We start from the raw sequence: 19,344 nt of genomic DNA, 5'->3' as shown, positions 1-19,344 counted from the left end.
TCGAGGTGGGATGTGACAGACCAAGAGGTTGAGGTGCTGGCGATCGGCGCCGGGCCGGCGAACCTGGCGCTCGCCGTCGCCATCGAGGAGTCCGGTTCGCCGGCACTCGCCGAGGGCACGCTGCTGCTGGAGCAGCACCCGGACATCAAGTGGCAGCGCAACCTGCTGCTGCCGTGGGCGCGCAGCCAGGTGTCGTTCCTCAAGGACCTGGTGACGTTGCGCAACCCGCGCAGCCGGTTCTCCTTCCTGAGCTTCCTGCACGAGAAGGGCAGGTTGGACGAGTTCGTCAACCTGAGCACCTTCAACCCGTACCGCTGGGAGCTGTCGGAGTACATGCAGTGGGTCGCGCACTCGCTGGAGAGCGTGCGCGTCCGCTACGACGCCCGCGGTCAGCGGATCGACCCGTGGCGTGCCGACGACGGGTCGATCCGCGGGTGGGTGGTGACGCTCGCCAACGGCGACACCGTCCGCTCCCGTGACCTGGTGGTCGGCATCGGCCGCGACCCGCGCGTGCCGGACGTGTTCGGCGAACTGCCCGCCGACCGGGTCATCCACAGCACCCAATACTGCACGCGCGTCGCGCAGCTCCCGACGGACCGGCCGCTGCGTGCGGTGGTGATCGGCGGCGCGCAGAGCGCGGCGGAGATGTTCGTGGCGCTGCACAAGGACCTGCCCGCGTGCGAGCCGACCATCGTGCTGCGCTCGGTGGGCTTCCAGAACTACCAGACCAGCAAGTTCGTCAACGAGCTGTTCTTCCCGTCCTTCGTGGACGAGTTCTACGACTCCGCGCCGGAGGTGCGCAGGCAGATCCTGGACGAGGTGCACCTGACCAACTACGCGGGTCTCGCGCCGCCGTTCCTGGACGAGACGTACTCGATGCTCTACCAGCAGAAGATGCTGGGCGCGCGGCAGTCGGAGGTCCGGTCGATGACCGAGGTCGTCCGGGCGCGCGTCGAGGGCGACGAGGTCGTCCTCGACCTGCGGGACCGCAAGAGCGGCAAGGTGGAACCGCTGCGCTGCGACGTGGTGCTGCTGGGCACCGGCTACGAGCCGCGGATGCCCGCCCTGGTGCGCGACCTCGCGGAGCGCGCCGGCATCGACGACATCGCGGTCAGCCGCCGGTACCGGGTGGACCTCGGCGAGTCGGCGTGGGGCGCGCTGTACCTCCAGGGCGTCAACGAGGACACGCACGGCATCGCGGACTCGTTGATCAGCGTGCTCGCGCACCGCTCGGCGGACATCACCGGCGACCTGCTGGACCGCCGCGCCGTGGAGGTGGCGGGGCCGTGATCGAGATCCGCAGGCTGGACCGCGACCACCTGACCCGGGCCTACGGCCTGGACTCCGAGCGGCTGCTGCCGTGGCCCGCGTTGAACGCGCCGTTCGAGGGCGCGTGGTGCGTGATGCGGCCGGGCGACGTGTCCACCGCGCACTCCCACCACGAGTACGAGATCTTCATCGCGATGAAGGGCCGCGCGAAGCTCACCGTGGACGGCGAGAGCACCGAGCTGGTCGAGGGCGACATCGCGCACCTGGTGCCGGGCACGACCCACTACCTGGTCAACGAGGCCGACTCGGACTTCGAGTATTACGCGATCTGGTGGGACACCGACATGTCCGCCGCGTTCGTCGCCCGGCACGGGCAGGCGTCGCCGTGAGCGCGCGCACCGTCGTCGTGTCCCCCGCGCCGACCGCCAACGGCGATCTGCACCTCGGGCACGTAGCGGGACCGTTTCTGGCCGCCGACGTGCACGCCCGGTACGCGCGGGCGGCGGGTCGCGAGGTCCTGTTCGGCACGGGGGCGCAGGACACGCCGACGTACGTCGTCACGACGGCGAACCGGCTCGGCGTGTCGCCGGCGGACCTCGCCGAGCGCTCGGCCGACGACATCCGGGCGACGCTGGCGGCGCTGGGCGTCGACGTGGACGGGTTCACCGGGTTCGACCGCCGGTTCACCGACTGGGTGCGGGCGTTCATGTCGGGCCTGCACGGCACCGGCGCGCTGCGCACCCGGGGGCTGAAGTTCCCGTACCTGCCGCGCACCGGCGAGTTCCTGGTGGACGGCTACGTGCGCGGCGGCTGCCCGCTGTGCCTGGCCGACGGGTGCGCCGGGCTGTGCGAGAGCTGCGGCCACCCGGTCGCGCCGGGCGACCTGCTCGGCCCGCGCTCGACGCTGCACCCCGACGAGCCGGTGGAGCTGCGCGAGGCGCAGGTGCTCGTGCTGCCGCTGGAGGACTACCGGGAACGCCTGCGCGAGCACTTCGCCCGGCACGCCGACTCGGTGCGCCCGCACATGGCGCAGCTCGTGGACGAGCTGCTGTCCCGACCGCTGCCGGACTTCCCGGTCACCCACCCGGTCTCGTGGGGCATCCCCGCCCCGTTCGCCGAGACGCCGGACCAGGTGATCAACCCGAACGCGGAGACCCAGGCGTGGAGCATGTACAGCGCCGCGCTGGCCGCCGAGAACCGGGGCGCCGCCGTCGGTTCACCGGACGAGCTGTGGTCGCCGGAGGCGGACTCGGAGGTCGTGTACTTCCTCGGGTTCGACAACACGTTCCCGTTCGCCATCGCCGGTCTCGCCATGCTGATGGCGCACGGCGACCGGTACGCGCTGCCGCACCGGTTCGTCACCAACGAGTTCTACGAGCTGGACAACCAGAAGTTCTCCACCAGCCGAGGGCACGTGGTGCGCGGCCGGGACCTGCTCGGCAAGGTGTCGCGGGACCTGGTGCGCTTCCACCTGGCGGCGACCAGCCCGGAGCACCAGCGCACGAACTTCAGCCTGGACGCGCTGGCCACCGTCACCGAGACCCGCCTGGTCGCGCCGTGGAACGCGGTGGCGGACACCGCGTCGCGGTGGGCGGACCGCGGCCCGTTCCCGGTGTCGGACCGCTCCCACGCGGTCGCGGCGCGGGTGGTGGCGCGGTTCGCCGCCACCTACGAGCTGCGGCACTTCAGCCTGAACCGCGCGGCGGAGCTGGTCGCCGAGCAGCTCGGCAGGCTGGCCCGCTGGGAGGTCACCGAGGCCGACGCGGGCGACTTCTGGCACGAGGTCGAGGTGTTCCTGCGCTGCGCCGCGCCGATCCTGGTGGACCTGGCCGCGGCGGTGCTGCCCGACCCGGCGGCGCCGGCCGGACCGCCGCCCGCCGAGGTCACGCCGCGGGTGCTGCCCCGGCTCGCCGCCGGGGCGGTGTGAGGTGGCCGTGGGCGCGAAGCACGTGATCGTCGTGGGCGCGGGCGTCACCGGCCTGCTCACGGCGGTCCGGTGCGCGCTCGCGGGGCTGCGGGTCACCGTCCTGGACCGGGGTCCGATCCCCAACCCGACGGCCACGTCGCACGTCGAGCAGCGCGTCCTGCGCGCGTTCGACCCCGGCGACGTGGCCGCCACCCGGTCGGCGGCGGTGCTGCACCGCCGCTGGCTGGCGCTGGAGGAGCTGTTCGGCACGCGCTTCTACCGCCGCGTCGGCGTGGTCACCGGGTGGCCCGCCGACGCGGCGGGCGCGGCGCTGGAGACGGCTCGCGCCGCCGGGGTGCCGGTCTCGGTCGCCGAACCGGAGGAGTACCCGCACCTGCGCTTCCCGGCCGGGTCCGCCGTCCTGGTGGAACCCGACGCCGGTGTGCTGCTCGCCGACCGGGTGCTGCACGCGGCCACGCGGTGGCTGCGCGCGCACCCGCTGGCCGAGCTGCGGCCGGACCTCGTGGTGCGGTCCGTGGACGCCGCGGCGGGCGCGGTGCGGCTGGACGGCGGCGGAACCACCCGCGGTGACGCCGTCCTGGTGGCGGCCGGGCCGTGGTCGGGCGAGCTGGTGGACGTGCCGACCAAGGTGCACCGGCAGACCACCGTGCACCTGGACCCGCCCGCGGACCTGGCGCACCGGTGGGCGGGCGCGCCGAGCGCGGGCCGGCTCGGCGACGGGCGGGCGTGGCTGGTGCCGCCCGGCGAGGGCACCCGGCTCAAGATCAGTTCCGCGGCGCTGTGCCGCGAGGTCGGCGCACCGGCCGACGAGGGCGACGACGCGGCCCGGTGGACCGACCACCTGGACCTGTCGTCGGTGCTCGCCGACCACGAGCGCTACACCGTCGTCGCGGTGCGGACGTGCCACTACGCGGTCGACGCCCGCACCGGCGGCGGCGCGCTGGACCGCATCGGACCGGCCACGTGGGCACGCGCCGCGAGCGGCGGCGACGGGTTCCGCACCGCGCCCGTCGTGGCCGACCGGATCGTCGAGGAGGTAGGGACATGAACGGCACGGACGCCGTACTGGTGATCGGCAGCGGTCTGAAGCTGTACCGCGAGTACCTGGTCACCTCGATCCACGCCAGAGCACGTGCCGCCGGGCTGGACCTGGTGCTGATCAACAACATCCGGCCCACGTGGCAACGCGCGTACTTCGCCGAGGTCACCGTGGTCAACCTCTTCGACCACGACCTGCTCGCGCGCACCGCGCGGGAGGTCGCCTCGCGGCGGCGGATCGTCGGGGTGATGTGCTGGGACGAGCCGTTCGTGATGCCCGCCGCGCACCTCGCCGCCGAGTTCGGCGTGCCGGGGCTGAGCGTGCCGGGCGTGGACGGCTGCCGCGACAAGTACCACACGCGGTCGAAGCTGACCGAGGCCGGCCTGCCGCAGCCCGGTTTCGCGATGACCGCCACCGTCGAGGAGGCCCGCGCCGCGGCGGCCCGCATCGGCTACCCCGTGGTGGTCAAGCCCCGCGCGCTGGGCGCGAGCATGGGCGTGGTGCTGGCCGCCGACGAGGCCGAGCTGGACGCGGCGTTCCAGGTCGCCTCCGCCGCGAGCCTCATCGGCGACGAGCCGTACCGGGGCGGCGCGATCGTCGAGGGCTACGCCGACGGCCCGGAGATCAGCGTGGACGGCGCGCTGCACAAGGGCGAGTACCAGCCGATGTTCGTTGCGCGCAAGAAGACCGGCGAGCCGCCGTACTTCGAGGAGGTCGGGCACGTCGTGGACGCGGCCGACCCGCTGCTGCGCGACGAGGCCCTGGTGGACACGCTGGCCCGCGCGCACCGCGTGCTGGGCGTGGAGGACGGCATCACGCACGCCGAGGTCCGGCTCACCTCGCGCGGACCGGTGGTGATCGAGGTCAACGGCCGGCTCGGCGGCGACCTGATCCCGTTCCTCGGCAAGACCGCCACCGGCATCGACCCCGGCGAGGTGTTGTTCGACGTGGCCACCGGCCGCCGACCGGACGTGGTGGCGACCAAGCGGTCCGTGGCGGGCATCCGGTTCGGCTACCCCGAGCACGACTGCGTGGTGCGGTCGGTCGCCGTGCCCGCCGAAGCGCCCGGCCTGGTCACCGCCGCGCCCATGGTGGACCCCGGCACGAGCCTGCGGCTGCCGCCCGGCGGTTACATCGCCCGCCACTCGTTCGTGGTGTGCGAGGCCGACGACCCGGCCGCCTGCGACGCCCGCTTGGACGCCGCGGGCGCACTGGTGGCGCTGGACGCCGAGCGCATCGAACCGCTGCCGCCGGGCGCCACCCTCGAAATGCCCACCGGACTCCTGGATGTGGACGAATGACGATCAACTACGACGGGCGGCGGTTCCGCAAGGCGGGCGGTGGTGACGGCACCGTGGCCGTCTACCACCAGGACGGCGACCTGGTGTGGGCGGACTTCCTGGGCGGCCGGGTGCGCCGCGGCACGGTGACCGGGCGGTGCGGGCCGGACGGCACGATCCGGCTGGCCTACACGATGGTGCTGACCACCGGCGAGGTCATCGCCGGGCACACGGTGAACGTGCCGGAGCGGTCGGCGGACGGTTCGCTGGTGCTGCGCGAGCAGTGGGAGCGGTACGGCGAGCACGCGGCCAGCGGCGTGTCCTACCTGGAAGAGGTGCGCTGAGGTGGGGCGCGTCATCGACTGGTCGAAGCTCGGCGGCCTGGTGGACGGGTTCGTCCGGCTGCCCGGCGATCCCGGCTTCGACGCCGCGTCCCGCCCGTTCAACCGGCGCTTCGCCGACGTGCGGCCGGCGGCCGTGCTGTCCGTGGCGAGCGCGGCCGACGTGGGCAAGGCGATCGTGTGGGCGCGGGAGAACGACGTGCCGGTGGTGGCCAGGGGCGGTGGGCACAGCTACGCGGGCAACTCGGTGAACACCGGCCTGGTGCTGGACCTGCGCGGCCTGGACGAGGTGCGGGTGGACCCGGCGAGCGAGCTGGTGACGGTGGGCGGCGGCACGCGGATGGCCACCCTCTACGCCGCGTTGGAGCCGTACGACCTGGCGTTCCCGGCGGGCAACGCGGACGACGTGGCGATCGGCGGGCTGGTGCTCGGCGGCGGGGTCGCGGCGGTGTCCCGGTCGTTCGGACTGACCTGCGACTCGCTGGTGGAGACCGACGTGGTGCTGGCCGACGGCACCACGCTCACCTGCGACGAGACCCACAACGCCGACCTGTTCTGGGCGTGCCGGGGTGGTGGCGGCGGCAACTTCGGCGTCAACACGTCGTTCACGTTCCAGGCGCGGCCGGTGATCGCCAGCTCCACGTGCCTGCTGCTGTGGCGGCGGGCGGACGCGCCGGACGTCCTGGCCGTCATGCAGGAGGTCATGGAGCGCGCGCCGGACGAGTTCGCGGCACGCATCGGCGTCAGCCGCGCGGCCGACGAGGAAGCGGTGGTCTCGGTCGTCGGCTGGCACCTCGGGCCGGCGGAGGAGCTGCGCGAGATGCTGCGGCCGGCGCTCGCCGCGGCCGAGCCGTTCCGCGCCGACATCGAGGACCGGACGTACTGGGAGGCCAAGGACTACCTGCACCACAACACGGCGGGCGGCGCGTTCGCGGTGCGCACCCGGTCGACGCCCAAGGCGCTGCCCGACGCCGGGCTGACCACGGCGCTGGCCGCGGTGGACGCGTGGCCGGGCAGCAGCAACCCGGACGGCGCGGGCTTCGCGTTGTTCACCTGGGGCGGCGCGATCAACCGGGTGCCGGTGGCGGAAACCGCCTTCCCGCACCGGGACGTGTTGTTCCTGCTGTCCATGGACACGTCGTGGCACACCGCGGACGGCCCGGACGTGGCGCGGGACAACCTGGCGTGGCTCACCGACCTGCACGAGCGGATGGGCGAGTTCGCCTCGGACGCGGCGTACGTGAACTTCACCGACCCCGACCTGCCGGACTGGCGGGCGGCCTACCACGGGCCGAACTACGCCCGGCTGGCCGAGGTGAAGCGCCGCTACGACCCGGACCGCGTCTTCCGCTTCCCGCAGGCGATCTGAGGAGCACCGGTGGCACCCGACCTGCGCGGCGCGATGCGCCACTTCGCCACCGGCGTGTGCGTGGCCACCACGTACACCGACCGCTCGGGCGTCCGCGTCCACGACGCGGTCACCGTCAACTCGCTCACGTCCGTGTCGCTGGACCCGGCGCTGGTGTCGGTGTGCCTGCGCCCGGACTCGGCCTTCCTGGCGGACCTGCTGGCGACGAAGAAGTGGGCGCTGTCCATTTTGGACGACTCGGCGGCGGTGGCGGCCCGGCGGTGCGCGGGCGACCGGGCGAGCCGGGCGGGCGCCCTGGCGGGGCTGCGTGCCGCACCGGGCGCGCACACCGGCGCGCTCGTGCTGGACGCGCCGGGCTGGCTGGAGTGCGTGCTGTGGGACTCCATCCGGCTGGGCGACCACACCATGGTGGTCGGCGAGGTGGTGGCCGCGGGTGTCGGCGCCCACCGCCCGCCGCTGGTCTACCTGCGCGGGCGCTACCACAGCCTGGACGACGACCCGAACCAAGACCGAGGAGTGACCACATGACCGTCCCGGAGACCGGTGAGGCGATCCTCGCCCGCGCCAGGGAGATCGCGCCGCTGCTGCGCGAGCGGTCCGCGGACATCGAGGCCGCTCGGCGGCTGCCGGCGGACGTCGTGGCGCTGCTGCGCGACGCGGGCGTGTTCCGGACCGGATTCGGCCGCGACTGGGGCGGCCCGGAGATGACCTCGGCGCAGCAGACCGAGGTCGTGGAGGCCGTGGCGTACGGCGACGCGTCGGCGGGCTGGTGCGCCATGATCGGCATGGACACCGGCCTGTACGCGCGGTTCCTGGAACCGGCCGTCGCCAAGGAGATGTTCCCCAGCATCGACATGACCACCGCGGGCCTGCTGTTCCCCACCGGCCGCGCGGAGATCGTGCCCGGCGGCTACCGGCTGACCGGCCGGTGGCAGTTCGGCAGCGGCATCACGCACGCCGACTGGGTGGTGTCCGGCGCGATGCTGTTCCGCGACGGCCTGCCCGACGGCGAGCCGCAGAACTCGATGCTGATGATGGTGCCGCGCGAGCAGGTCGAGGTGGTGGACACCTGGCACACCACCGGTCTCGCGGGCAGCGGCAGCTGCGACTACACCATCTCCGACGTGTTCGTGCCAGCCGAGCACACCCTGCTGTTCAGCGAGGTGCACGGTCCCGCCGGTCCGCTGGCGCAGGCCGAGGTGCACATGCGCAACATGCCGGGCGTGCCGCTGGGCGTGGCGCGGGCGGCGCTGGACCACGTCCGGGAGACCGCCGCCGCCAAGGGGTGGGCTGACAACTACCGCACCCAGGTGACGATCGCCGAGTGCGAGGCGGATTTCGCCGCCACCCGCGCGGGCGTCTACGAGGCGCTGCGGCGGCAGTGGGACGTGTTGTCCGCGGGCGGGACCCTCAACGACCTGACGCCGCGCGAGCGGGCGGCGCTGCCGCTGTCCCGGCTGCACGCGTTCCGCACCGCGCGGTCCATCGTCACGCGGCTGTACGACCTGATGCAGACCTCGTCCATCTACCGCCCGTCGCCGCTGGACCGGTGGCTGCGCGACACCACGACCATGTGCCAGCACATCGTGGCGCAGGACCGCATCCTCCAGACGGCGGGCGCCCACCTGCTCGGCGGTTCGCCCGCGTTCCCCCTCGCCCTCGGCATCACCCGGTAGTGTGCCGCCCCCGAGTCATCCCGGAGAGGACATCATGACGACGCGACCGGTGATCATCGTCGGCTTCCTGGCACCACTGCCCACCCGCACGGAGTTCGAGGAGGGCTCCATGGTCCTCGTCGACGAGCCGGACGTCATCCGCAAGCGGGACATCGCCGCCAAGATGGCCGGCGCGCCGACGCTGCGCGAGATCGTGCCGTGGGAGTACCAGCGGCCGGGCGCGGCGGACGAGTTCTTCAACGCCCACCCCGACCTGGACCCGGCCTACGTCGTGCCGCTGGTGGAGTACGCCACGCCGTTCGCCGCGCGCCTGGCCGAGCGGTACGGCGTGCCCGGCGCGACCAGCGGCGCGGCGCAGTTGTTGCGGGACAAGGAACTCCTGCGCCGGGTGACCCGCGCGGCGGGTGTCCGCAACCCGGAGTCGCGGTCCGTGGACGGTCCCGACGACGTGCGGGCGTTCATGGCGGAGCACCCCGGCCCGGTCGTGCTCAAGCCCGCCAACCGGCAGGCGTCGCTGGGCACGAAGGTGCTGCACGACGCGGCCGAGGTCGACGAGGCGTGGGCCGAGTGCCTGGCCGGGCAGGACGAGGGCATCCTGGTGCCCGACCGCGTCATCCCGCTGCGGATGCTGGTCGAGACGTTCGTGCGCGGCGCGGAGTTCAGCGTGGAGATGCTGGTCCGCGACGGCGTTCCGCTGTTCACCAACGTCACCGAGAAGACCCTGTTCCCGGGGCCGCGACCGATCGAGCTGGGCCACCTGGTGCCCGCCGACCTGCCGGAGGCGACGTCCGACCTGCTGGTCGCGCAGACCGGGGCGGTGCTGCGCGCGGTCGGCTTCGGCACCGGGGTGGTGCACTGCGAGTGGATCCTCAGCGACGGCGTGCCGTTCCTGGTGGAGTGCGCGGGCCGGTTCCCCGGTGACGGCATCACGTGGCTGATCGAGCAGGCGTACCCGATCGCGCTGGCCGACCACTACTACGCGCTCATGCGCGGCGACGACCTCCCGCCCCTGCCGGCGAAGGCGGAGCGCGCGGCGGCCGTGCGCTTCCTCCAGGCCGAGCCCGGCGAGGTGGTCTCCGTCGCGGGCGTGGCCGAGGTGGAGGCGCTGCCGGGCGTGCTGCACGTGGCGCTGGCCGCGCAGCCCGGCGAGCACGTGCGGGAGCTGCGCAGCTCGTGGGACCGGGCCGGTTCGGTCACGGTCCTCGCGGACACCCCCGGCGAGGCGGCGAAGCTCGCCGAACGGGCGGCCGAGTCGATCCGGTTGGAAGTCCGTCGTGCAGGATGACGCCCATGACAGCAGGAACCGTCGTGCACACGGTGGTCGACAGTCCCATCGGTGACATCACGTTGGTGGCGCGGGACGGCGCGCTCGCGGGGCTCTACATGCACGAACACCGGCACCGGCCGGCGTTGGAGACGTTCGGCGAGCGCGACCCGGGTCCGTTCGGCGACGTGGTCGCGCAGCTGGAGGAGTTCTTCGCCGGCAAGCGCACGGAGTTCGACCTGCCGCTGACCATGGCGGGCACGCCGTTCCAGCGGACGGTGTGGGAGGAGCTGAAGGCCATCCCGTTCGGGGAAACCGTTTCGTACGGGGAACTCGCGGCCCGCATCGGCCGCCCGACGGCGTCGCGGGCGGTCGGCCTGGCCAACGGCAAGAACCCGATCAGCATCATCGTGCCGTGCCACCGGGTCGTCGGGTCGACCGGCAGCCTCACCGGCTACGGCGGCGGTATCGAGCGCAAGCGGCTGCTGCTGGCGTTCGAGACCGGCGAGACGCCCTGGTGACGCGCCGGGTGCGGGCCGCGGTGGCCCGCACCCGGCCCGCACCCGGTCAGTCGTCGTCCACACCCAGCACCGGTGGCGCGGCGGGTGGCAGGTCGATGTCCAGCACGCGGCGGGGTTCGCGGCCCTCGTCGACCGGCGGTGGTGCGGTTGCCTCGGTCGTACCCGGGTCGGAGTGCTTCGCCCGGTGGCTGACGAACTTGCGCACGAGGTGCTTGGCCATGTCGTAGGCGGCGTTGCCGACCAGGCCCGACCCCGCGGCGGCGGCGATCCACAACGCCGGGTTGACGTAGTTGTCCGCACTGCGAACGGGCTGTATCTCGACACCGGGCGGTGTCCCGCGAGGCAGCGGCTCGAAGAGGGCGAGGTCCGCGACGCCGTACCGGCTGCCGGTGGCGTCCACCTCGCGCCAGAACACCGCGTCGAGCAGCAGCGGCGCGGAAGACGGACGTCCCCACGCAATCGGCTCCGTCGGCGTCCAGTACAACTGCCACGCCGCGGACAGCGCCCCGGCGGCCTCCCGGTGCCGAAGCGCCATCCGCTCGGTTCGCCCCACCAATTCTGGTAGCTGCCTCTCGTGGGCATTCCAGGTGTGCTCGGGCGCGGTGGTGCGGTTGGCCCAGCCGCCGGGCCACCACGGGGTCGGCTCCGACGGTGCCATAGCCGCCAACGCCTGGTATGCCGTCGCACCGCTGCGAAAGGCTTCCTCGACATCGGATGGCTTCGATCTACATCCTTGCCCCTCGGCCACCAACATCTGGGTTAGCTGGTGTTCAGCGGCGTTCAACGCCTGCCGGGCTCGTAGGTACTCGACCGGCCATTCGTCTGACGATGTCCGCTCATCGCCCACGAACGCCACCATACTGGGTTTACGGCATCCCGAAGGCGCTTACGGGCACGTCCGGTCGGGTGGTAGCGCACCACCTGCCAGGTACGCCCGCACGGTGTCGTCCACGCACGTGTTGCCCAGGTGGCCGAACACGACGTGCTTGCGCACGTCCACGGTCACCAGCCGGGACGAGGGCAGGTCACCCCGCAGCGCCACCGCCTGCCGGTACGGGGCCAGGTTGTCGCGGGTCGCGCCGACCAGCAGCGCGGGCAGGTCCCGGGTGACGCGGGTCGCGGGTTCCCGGCCCGGCGGCAGGAAGGCGCACGGGCGGACGTTCCGCTCGATCGGCCCGAACACCGGCTCGTCCACGCGGTGCCGCTGGATGTCGCGCCAGTACCGCTCCGGATCACGGGGCGCGACGCCGTCGGCACACATGATCGCCAGGTTGGCGCTGCCGGACGCCGAGTCGGCGCCGGTCGTGAAACCGGCCAGCAACGCGCCCAGCCCGGCGGTCGGCTCGACGACCGCCCCGGACGCCGCGTCCGCCAGCAACCGCATCTCCGCGGCCACCAGGGCGTTGCCCTCGTCGCTGCCGTTCCAGAACCGCGCGAACGGGATCAGCGGCGCGGTGTGGCCGTCGACGGTGTACCCGCCCAGCCGCAACGGGTTCCGCTCTGCGGCGGCGAAGACGGCGCGTGCCGCGGCGAGCACGGCCTCCGGCGTCGCGCCGAGGTGGTAGGTCGCGTCACGCGCGGCGGTGTAGGCGGCCCACTCGCGCATCGCGCCCTCGTTGGCACGGGCGCGGTCGGCGCTGAACATCGGTCCCCACGCACGCAGGTCGATCGGGCTGTCCAGCACGACGCGGTCCAGGCGGCCGGGGAACAGCTCGTTGTACACAACACCGAGCACCGTGCCGTACGAATACCCCAGGTACGACACGCGCCGCTCCCCCAGCGCACGGCGGACGACGTCCATGTCCCGCGCGATGTTCCGGGTCGACGCGTGCGGCAGTTCGGCGGCGTGGGCGCGGTGGCACTCGGCGGCCAGGGCGCGGTTGAAGGCGACCGACCGGTCGAACCCGGCGCGGTCGGAGCCCGCCGAGCGCCGCCACTCCCCCACGTCGTCCCAGCCGCAGTCGATGGCGGGCCTGCTGCGGCCGGTGAACCGGGGGTCCATGGCGACCAGGTCGTAGTGGGCGGCGAGGTCGCGCAGCGCGGGCGTGACGAACAGTCCGGTGTCCAGCGCGGGCGCGGGGCCGCCGCCGTTGAGGAACAGCGTGCCCAGCTTGGTCTTCGTGGCGGGTATCCGGGAGACGGCCACGGTGATGGCGCGGCCGTGCGGGCGGTTGTGGTCGAGCGGCACGGTGATGTCCGCGCACCGGCCGCCCGCGTCGTCGATCGCCTTGCCGGTGGTGTCGTCCGCGGTGCGTTGGCAGGCGGTCCAGCGCGGGACCGCCGCGTGGGCGACCGCCGGGGTGACCAGGGAGGCACCCACGACGGCCGCGGCGAGGATGGCGAGCTTCATCGCCCGATCATGCGATCACGCGGCGGGGTGCGGCGAGGGCCGCTCAGGCGCCGGGTTCAGCCGTTTCCGGCCCGGGGTCGGGGGTGCAGCACCACCTCGTCACCGACCCGCACGTGGCCGGGCGTGACGACCGACGCGTACACGCCCAGCGTCAGCCCGTGCTGCCGGGCGACGGCCCGCAGCACCGTCGCGTCACGCGTGCCCGTGTCCGGGTCCACCGCGACGACGCCGCACCGGCGGTCCGCGCGGTCGACCCGCAGCACCGCCCCGCCGATCGCCGCGGTCGCGCCGACCCAGGCGTCCTCCGGGAACTCGCCCGCCGCGTCGACCACCACGTTGGGCCGGAACCGCCGCACGTCGGGCGAGCCGACGGCGGTCGCGCTCTGGACCGTGAGCAACGACACGGGCGCGGAGTCGAACGCGCCCCGGTCGAGCTTCATCGGGCGCGCGCCGAGCAGCGCGGCCAGCTCCGGGTCGGCGACGTCGTGCTCATCGCCACCGGGTGTGCGCACCACGGCGGAACCACCGCGCAGGCACGGGTGGTAGCGGACGAGGTCGGGTCGCTGCCGCAGGGTCAGCCACGGGAAGCCGTTGCGCACCTGGCCCTCGCGCACGAAACCCCAGCGGCGGTCGTCGGCGAGCCCGTGCCACGAGATCTCCGTCTCGTCCAGCGGCTCGCCCGCCATGGACTTCACCGGGTACCGGTGCAACCCGACCACGTGACCGACCACAGTGGACAACTCGGACACCTCGCGCCCCCACGTTCGACGGAGGCGCCCTTGGTGCGGTGACCGGGGCCGAGCGTGGCGGAAAAACCGTTCCGTCGCAGCGCCTCTCGGCCCCGCCGGATGTTGGCACGGCGCCGTTGCCCCGGTCAACCGGAATACCAGCGGACCCGCGCGGCCCGCCGACAAGATCCACAGTGGACGTCATGAGCCTGGGGAAACGGCGGAAATCAAGACCATCCGCGTCACATCCCACTTCGTGAGAGCTGGTCCATGCCATTTTCACGGCGACCTATGGTGATCCGCGTTCCAGCCGCTCCAGAGGTCAGGTGCCCGTGTCCCCATCCCCACCCGCCAACGGCGTCCGCTCGTCGTGGACCGCCGTCCGCTCGATGCTGCGCCAGGACCGGTGGGCGCTGGCCGGCGCGCTCACCATCGCGCTGCTCGCGCTGGTCGCCATCGGCGCGGACGTGCTGACCGCGATCGAGGGGCAGGACCCGTACACCTACCGCACCGAGGCGCTCGACCCCGCCACCGGCGCGCCCGCCGGCCCGCTGGGCGGCGTGAGCGGCGACCACTGGTTCGGCGTCGAGCCGCTCACCGGGCGCGACCTGTTCGCGATCGTGGTGCACGGCGCGCGGACGTCGTTCCTGATCGGCCTCGCCGCCACGGCCGTGTCCGTGCTGCTCGGCGTGGTGCTCGGCGCGATCGCGGGTTACCTCGGCGGCGCGGTGGACAAGCTGGTCACCTGGACCGCGGACGTGCTGCTCGGGTTCCCCTACCTGGTGTTCATGATCGCCCTGGCGGCCGTGGTGCCCGGCGAGGTGCCCCGCCCGCTGCTGCTGATCGTGGTCATCGGGTTCTTCGGCTGGCCCTCGATCGCACGCATCGTGCGCGCCCAGACGCTCACCCTGCGCAACCGGGGCTTCGTCTCGGCCGCCCGCTCCCTCGGCGCCGGGCCGGGCCACGTGTTCCGGCACGAGCTGCTGCCCAACCTGTGGGGCCCGATCATCGTGGTGTCCACGCTGTCCATCCCCGGCAAGATCGGCACCGAGGCGGCCCTGTCGTTCCTCGGGCTCGGCATCCCGCCGCCCACGCCGAGCTGGGGCCGCGCCATCAGCGCGGCGATCGACTGGGTCGCCACCGACCCGATGTTCCTGGTCTTCCCCGGTGCGGCGCTGTTCCTGGCCACGTGGGCGTTCAACGTCCTCGGCGACGGCCTGCGCGACGCCCTCGACCCGCGGACGGCGGTGCTGCGCTGATGGGCGCCCTGAAGTTCGTCGGCCTCCGGCTCGCCGGCGCGGTGCTGGTGCTGTTCCTGGTGGCGTTGAGCACGTACGCCGTGTTCTACCTGGTGCCCGCCGACCCCGCGCTCCAGGCGTGCGGTCGGCCGTGCACCGAGCAGAACCTCGCCCTCGCCCGCGATTTCATGGGTTACGGCGACCCCTGGTGGCAGCAGTTCCTGGACTTCGCGGGCGGCATCTTCACCGGTCGCGTGTTCGGCTCCGGCGCGACCGCGATCACCTGCGACGCGCCGTGCTTCGGGTACTCGTTCGCGCAGAACACCGACGTGATCACGCTGATCGGCGAACGCCTGCCGGTCACCGCGTCGCTGGCCGTCGGCGCGGCCGTGCTGTGGCTGGTCACCGGGGTCGGCGCGGGCGTCGTGGCGGCGCTGCGGCGGGGCACCGCGTGGGACCGGCTGGCGCTCGCGTCCTCGGTGGCGGGCGTGTCCGCGCCGGTGTACCTGGTGGGCCTGCTCGGCATCCTGGTGTTCGGGTTCACGCTGGACGTCGTGCCGGTCGGCGGCTACGTGCCGTTCACCACCAGCCCCGTGGACTGGGCGTGGCGGCTGCTGCTGCCGTGGGCCGTGCTCGCCTTCTCCCACGCCGCCATCTACACGCGGCTGACCCGCACGCAGATGCTGGACACCCTCGGCGAGGACTACATCCGGACCGCGCGCGCCAAGGGCCTCACCGAGACCAAGGTGGTCGGCAAGCACGCGCTGCGCAACGTGCTGCTGCCCGTGGTGACCGTGTTCGGCGTCGACCTCGGCACGCTGCTCGGCGGCGCGGTGATCACCGAGCGCGTGTTCGGCCTGCCCGGCCTCGGCGGCCTGCTGATCGACGCCGTCGGCCAGCGGGACCTGCCGCTGCTGCTCGGCTGCACGTTGTTCGCCGCCTTCCTCATCGTCACGGCCAACGTCGTGGTCGACCTCTGCTACGGCGCGCTCGACCCCCGAGCCCGCCTTTCCTGATCGAACCGCTAGGAGACACCACAAATGACCAGACGTCGCTTGGCCGTGGCGACCGCGATGGCGGGTGCGCTGGCCTTGTCCGCGTGCGGCGCCAACGAGCAGCCGCAGGGCGACGCACCCGCGTCCGCGGCCCGCGGCGGCACGCTGCGCGTCCTGACCGAGGGGCAGACGGTCAACTTCGACCCGGCCAAGAGCGGCAGCCTGGCCATCACGTCGCTCGGCCTGGTCCACCGCAGGCTCACCGCGTGGCACAACAAGCCGGGCGAGCAGGCGGTCGTCGTGCCCGACCTCGCCGACACCGGCAAGACCGAGGACGGCGGCAAGACCTGGACGTTCACCCTCCAGGAGGGCCTGAAGTTCAACGACGGCACGCCCATCACGGCGGCCGACGTGAAGTGGGGCGTCGAGCGCTCCTTCGCGCCCGCGTTCTCCGGCGGCCTCGGCTACCACAAGCAGCTCCTGGAGGGCGGCGCGGACTACCGCGGCCCGTTCGAGGGCGCTGAGCTGAAGGGCGTGGAGGCGCCCGACGCCCGGACCATCCGGTTCCACCTGGTCCGCCCGTACGGCGACTGGCCGTGGGTGGTCAGCACGCCCGCGTTCGCCCCGGTGCCCAAGGGCAAGGGCGCGGAACCGGACTACGCCGAGCACCCGGCCGCGTCCGGCCCGTACCAGCTCGCCAAGTACCAGAAGGGCGTGGAGGCGCGGCTGACCCGCAACCCCAGCTGGGACCAGCGGACCGACCAGGTCCGCGCCGGCCTGCCGGACGAGGTGGTGTTCCAGCTCGGCCAGGACGCCTCGGTGGTGTCCCAGCGGCTGACCGCCGACTCCGGCGACGACAAGTCCGCGTTCGGCGCGTCGTTCGTGTCCGCCGCGCAGCTCGCCCAGCTCGCCAACAACCCGTCGGCCAAGCAGCGGGTCGTCACGTCGGAGTCCGGCGCGCTGGCCTACCTGGCGCTGAACACCGCGAAGGCGCCGCTGGACAACCCCAAGGTGCGCGAGGCGTTCCAGTACGCGGTGGACAAGACGTCGTTCCAGATCGCGTCGGCGGGCGCCGCCGCGCTCGCGGGTGAGACCGCCACCACGCTGATCACCCAGGGCATCGTCGGCCGCGAGAAGTTCGACCTGTTCCCCGCGCCGCCCGCGGGCGACCCGGAGAAGGCCAAGCAGCTGCTCGCCGAGGCCGGGTTCCCCAACGGCCTCCAGGGCCTGGACTTCCTGGTGTCCAAGACGAACAACGGGCCGGAGAAGGCGCAGTCGCTCCAGGCGTCGCTGGCGCGGGCGGGCATCCAGAGCAACATCCGCACGCTCGACGGCGACGCGTACACCGAGGAGAGCAGCGGCGCGCCGGAGGCGAAGTTCGACCTGACGCTCGCCTCCTGGCAGCCGGACTTCCCGAGCGCCAACGCCAACATCCAGCCGCTGTTCGCGTCGTCCGAGATCGGTGGCGGCGGCTACAACCTCTCCCGCTACCGCGACGCCGAGGTGGACCGGCTGATCGGCGAGGCGCAGGCCACCGTCGACCCGGTGGAGGCCGGTAAGAAGTGGGCGGCGCTGGACAAGCGCATCCTCAAGGACTCGCCGATCGTGCCGTTGATCTACACCCGCAACTCGTTCCTGCGCGGGTCGAAGGTCGCCAACATGTTCATCGCGGACTTCCCGGCGTACCCGAACTACCTCCAGGTCGGTCTGACGCCGTGAGCGAGCCGCTGCTGGCCCTGCACGACGTGACCGTGGAGTTCGCCGGCGCGGCCCGGCCGGCGGTCCGGGGCGTGACGCTGTCCCTGGCCGCCGGCGAGGTCGTCGCCCTCGTCGGCGAGTCCGGTTCCGGCAAGACGGTGACGGCCATGTCGCTGCTGCGGCTGCTGCCCGCCACCGCGCGGCCGTCCGGGCGTGCCCTGCTCGACGGGCGCGACCTGTACGCGATGAGCGCCGCCGAGCTGCGCGCCGTGCGCGGCGGGCGGGTCGGGGTGGTGTTCCAGGAGCCGATGAGCGCCCTGAACCCGGTGTTCACCATCGGCCACCAGTTGGTGGAGGCGGTGCGGGCGCACCGGCCGTGGAGCGCCCGCCGGGCCCGGGAACGCGCGTTGGAGCTGCTGGAGCTGGTCGGCCTGCCGGACGCCGAGCGGCGGCTGCGGGCCTACCCGCACGAGCTGTCCGGCGGGCAGCTCCAGCGGGTGGTGATCGCGATGGCCGTGGCGTGCGAGCCGGCGCTGCTCATCGCCGACGAGCCGACCACCGCGCTGGACGTGACCGTGCAGGCCGAGATCGTGGACCTGCTGCTGGACCTGCGTGACCGGCTCGACGTGGCGATTTTGCTGATCACGCACGACATGGGCGTGGTCGCGGGCCTGGCCGACCGGGTGGCCGTGATGAAGGACGGCGAGCTGGTCGAGCAGGGCCCGGTGGTGGAGGTGTTCGAGCGGCCGGCGCACCCGTACACCAAGGAGCTGCTGGCGTCCGTGGTGTCGTTGACGCCGCCGACCGGCGACGTCGCGACCGGTTCGGCGGTCGAGCCGTCACCGGACGCGGCGCTGGTCGTGGAGGACCTGACCGTCGTGTACGGCGGGCGGCGCGGCGTGCGCGCGTTGGACGGCGTGAGCCTGCACGTGGAGCCCGGCGAGGTCCTGGGGCTGGTCGGCGAGTCGGGGTCCGGCAAGAGCACCCTGGCGTCGGTGATCACCGGTCTGCGCCCGGCCACCTCGGGCCGGGTCCTGGTCGCGGGCCGCGACCTGACGCGGCTGCGGCGCGCGGAGCGCCGCGCGGCCCGCGGCCGGGTGGGTTTCGTGTTCCAGGACCCGACGTCGTCGTTGAACCCCCGGGCCACCATCGGGCGCACCATCGCGGAGCCCATGCGGCTGCACCCGGGCAGCACCGACCCCGACCGCCGCGTGGCCGAGCTGCTGGACCTGGTGCAGCTCGGCGCGGCCCTGCGGGACCGGTACCCGCACGAGCTGTCCGGCGGGCAGCGGCAGCGGGTGGGCATCGCGCGTGCGCTGGCGCTCGACCCGGCGCTGCTGATCGCGGACGAGCCGACCAGCGCGCTGGACGTGTCGGTGCAGGCCCGTATCCTGGACCTGTTCGGCTCCTTGCAGGAGCAGTTGGGCTTCGCGTGCCTGTTCATCAGTCACGACCTGGCCGTGGTGGAGCGCTTGGCGGACCGGGTGGCCGTGTTGCGGGAGGGGCGGTTGGTGGAGCAGGGACCGGCGGCGGACGTCTTGACCAGCCCACGCGACCCGTACACGGCCCGGCTGATCGCCGCCGCGCCCGTGGCCGACCCGGTGCGCCAGCGCGAGCGGCACGCGCGGTGGCGCGCGATCGCCTCCTGA

Annotated in this window: 18 protein-coding genes; 15 read left to right on the top strand and 3 right to left on the bottom strand. The window is 73.3% G+C overall.

Translation table 11 applies throughout. The annotated features are described in order from the left end of the window. Positions 1-12: 12 nt before the first annotated feature. From KZQ38_RS12670 to KZQ38_RS12620, 11 genes are read left to right on the top strand one after another with little or no spacing between them, the layout of a single operon-like run. Entirely contained in the window at positions 13-1,290 is a 1,278-nt protein-coding gene (locus KZQ38_RS12670; RefSeq protein WP_219441435.1) for a lysine N(6)-hydroxylase/L-ornithine N(5)-oxygenase family protein, read from the top strand. After that, a complete protein-coding gene (locus KZQ38_RS12665; RefSeq protein WP_308258362.1) occupies positions 1,287-1,658 on the top strand; it encodes a cupin domain-containing protein in 372 nt (123 codons plus the stop codon). Before KZQ38_RS12670 ends, KZQ38_RS12665 begins: the two co-directional genes overlap by 4 nt. Next, on the top strand, positions 1,655-3,196 hold the full coding sequence (locus tag KZQ38_RS12660) for a class I tRNA ligase family protein (protein ID WP_219441434.1): 1,542 nt from the start codon (positions 1,655-1,657) through the stop codon (positions 3,194-3,196). Before KZQ38_RS12665 ends, KZQ38_RS12660 begins: the two co-directional genes overlap by 4 nt. A gap of 7 nt (positions 3,197-3,203) precedes the next feature. Then, on the top strand, positions 3,204-4,244 hold the full coding sequence (locus tag KZQ38_RS12655) for an NAD(P)/FAD-dependent oxidoreductase (protein ID WP_308258361.1): 1,041 nt from the start codon (positions 3,204-3,206) through the stop codon (positions 4,242-4,244). Then, a complete protein-coding gene (locus KZQ38_RS12650; protein WP_219441430.1) occupies positions 4,241-5,536 on the top strand; it encodes an ATP-grasp domain-containing protein in 1,296 nt (431 codons plus the stop codon). Before KZQ38_RS12655 ends, KZQ38_RS12650 begins: the two co-directional genes overlap by 4 nt. After that, positions 5,533-5,859, top strand: coding sequence for an avidin-fold protein (locus KZQ38_RS12645; RefSeq protein WP_219441428.1), 327 nt, complete (start codon positions 5,533-5,535; stop codon positions 5,857-5,859). Before KZQ38_RS12650 ends, KZQ38_RS12645 begins: the two co-directional genes overlap by 4 nt. A gap of 1 nt (position 5,860) precedes the next feature. Further along, entirely contained in the window at positions 5,861-7,225 is a 1,365-nt protein-coding gene (locus KZQ38_RS12640) for an FAD-binding oxidoreductase (protein ID WP_308258360.1), read from the top strand. 9 nt (positions 7,226-7,234) lie between these two features. Further along, positions 7,235-7,753: a flavin reductase family protein gene (locus KZQ38_RS12635; RefSeq protein WP_219441426.1), complete on the top strand. Its 519-nt coding sequence runs from the start codon at positions 7,235-7,237 to the stop codon at positions 7,751-7,753. Beyond that, the gene (locus tag KZQ38_RS12630) at positions 7,750-8,901 is read left to right on the top strand and encodes an acyl-CoA dehydrogenase family protein (RefSeq protein ID WP_219441424.1); all 1,152 of its coding nucleotides are present in this window, start codon (positions 7,750-7,752) and stop codon (positions 8,899-8,901) included. The genes KZQ38_RS12635 and KZQ38_RS12630 overlap by 4 nt, the downstream gene beginning before the upstream one ends. 34 nt (positions 8,902-8,935) lie before the next feature. Further along, positions 8,936-10,186 (top strand): ATP-grasp domain-containing protein, encoded by a 1,251-nt coding sequence (locus KZQ38_RS12625; protein ID WP_219441422.1) that lies wholly within the window; start codon positions 8,936-8,938, stop codon positions 10,184-10,186. Positions 10,187-10,191: 5 nt separating this feature from the next. Beyond that, complete coding sequence (locus tag KZQ38_RS12620; protein ID WP_257901216.1) at positions 10,192-10,686, top strand: methylated-DNA--[protein]-cysteine S-methyltransferase; 495 nt, start codon at positions 10,192-10,194, stop codon at positions 10,684-10,686. A 46-nt stretch (positions 10,687-10,732) separates the two neighbouring features. Here KZQ38_RS12620 and KZQ38_RS12615 read toward each other — a convergent pair whose 3' ends face one another. From KZQ38_RS12615 to KZQ38_RS12605, 3 genes are all read right to left on the bottom strand, one after another. Then, on the bottom strand, positions 10,733-11,221 hold the full coding sequence (locus KZQ38_RS12615; RefSeq protein ID WP_219441420.1) for a hypothetical protein: 489 nt from the start codon (positions 11,219-11,221) through the stop codon (positions 10,733-10,735). A gap of 351 nt (positions 11,222-11,572) precedes the next feature. Continuing rightward, the gene (locus KZQ38_RS12610) at positions 11,573-13,036 is read right to left on the bottom strand and encodes an alpha/beta fold hydrolase (RefSeq protein ID WP_219441419.1); all 1,464 of its coding nucleotides are present in this window, start codon (positions 13,034-13,036) and stop codon (positions 11,573-11,575) included. 56 nt (positions 13,037-13,092) lie between these two features. Next, positions 13,093-13,767 (bottom strand): MOSC domain-containing protein, encoded by a 675-nt coding sequence (locus KZQ38_RS12605; protein ID WP_308258383.1) that lies wholly within the window; start codon positions 13,765-13,767, stop codon positions 13,093-13,095. A 386-nt stretch (positions 13,768-14,153) separates the two neighbouring features. On the opposite strand from KZQ38_RS12605, the gene KZQ38_RS12600 reads away from it, so the two are divergent. From KZQ38_RS12600 to KZQ38_RS12585, 4 genes are read left to right on the top strand one after another with little or no spacing between them, the layout of a single operon-like run. Beyond that, positions 14,154-15,023, top strand: coding sequence for an ABC transporter permease (locus KZQ38_RS12600; RefSeq protein WP_219441850.1), 870 nt, complete (start codon positions 14,154-14,156; stop codon positions 15,021-15,023). After that, positions 15,023-16,018 carry an ABC transporter permease gene (locus tag KZQ38_RS12595; protein ID WP_219441415.1) on the top strand — a complete coding sequence of 332 codons (996 nt, stop codon included), beginning with the start codon at positions 15,023-15,025 and terminating at the stop codon, positions 16,016-16,018. The genes KZQ38_RS12600 and KZQ38_RS12595 overlap by 1 nt, the downstream gene beginning before the upstream one ends. A 24-nt stretch (positions 16,019-16,042) precedes the next feature. Beyond that, positions 16,043-17,716, top strand: coding sequence for an ABC transporter substrate-binding protein (locus tag KZQ38_RS12590; RefSeq protein ID WP_219441413.1), 1,674 nt, complete (start codon positions 16,043-16,045; stop codon positions 17,714-17,716). Continuing rightward, entirely contained in the window at positions 17,713-19,344 is a 1,632-nt protein-coding gene (locus KZQ38_RS12585; protein WP_219441410.1) for a dipeptide ABC transporter ATP-binding protein, read from the top strand. Before KZQ38_RS12590 ends, KZQ38_RS12585 begins: the two co-directional genes overlap by 4 nt.

Source organism: Saccharothrix obliqua (genome assembly GCF_019375475.1).
Taxonomy (GTDB): Bacteria; Actinomycetota; Actinomycetes; order Mycobacteriales; family Pseudonocardiaceae; genus Actinosynnema; species Actinosynnema obliqua.
The sequence above is the reverse complement of the archived record's forward strand: the minus strand, read 5'-3'. Positions and strand labels throughout refer to the sequence as shown.

What these genes read in the sequence shown, in the direction of transcription:
- KZQ38_RS12620 (WP_257901216.1), top strand. Translation starts at nt 10,192, where the DNA reads ATGACAGCAGGAACCGTCGTGCACACGGTGGTCGACAGTCCCATCGGT.
- KZQ38_RS12630 (WP_219441424.1), top strand. Translation starts at nt 7,750, where the DNA reads ATGACCGTCCCGGAGACCGGTGAGGCGATCCTCGCCCGCGCCAGGGAG.
- KZQ38_RS12600 (WP_219441850.1), top strand. Translation starts at nt 14,154, where the DNA reads ATGCTGCGCCAGGACCGGTGGGCGCTGGCCGGCGCGCTCACCATCGCG.
- KZQ38_RS12650 (WP_219441430.1), top strand. Translation starts at nt 4,241, where the DNA reads ATGAACGGCACGGACGCCGTACTGGTGATCGGCAGCGGTCTGAAGCTG.
- KZQ38_RS12595 (WP_219441415.1), top strand. Translation starts at nt 15,023, where the DNA reads ATGGGCGCCCTGAAGTTCGTCGGCCTCCGGCTCGCCGGCGCGGTGCTG.
- KZQ38_RS12610 (WP_219441419.1), bottom strand. Translation starts at nt 13,036, where the DNA reads ATGAAGCTCGCCATCCTCGCCGCGGCCGTCGTGGGTGCCTCCCTGGTC.
- KZQ38_RS12625 (WP_219441422.1), top strand. Translation starts at nt 8,936, where the DNA reads ATGACGACGCGACCGGTGATCATCGTCGGCTTCCTGGCACCACTGCCC.
- KZQ38_RS12590 (WP_219441413.1), top strand. Translation starts at nt 16,043, where the DNA reads ATGACCAGACGTCGCTTGGCCGTGGCGACCGCGATGGCGGGTGCGCTG.
- KZQ38_RS12645 (WP_219441428.1), top strand. Translation starts at nt 5,533, where the DNA reads ATGACGATCAACTACGACGGGCGGCGGTTCCGCAAGGCGGGCGGTGGT.
- KZQ38_RS12615 (WP_219441420.1), bottom strand. Translation starts at nt 11,221, where the DNA reads ATGGCGCTTCGGCACCGGGAGGCCGCCGGGGCGCTGTCCGCGGCGTGG.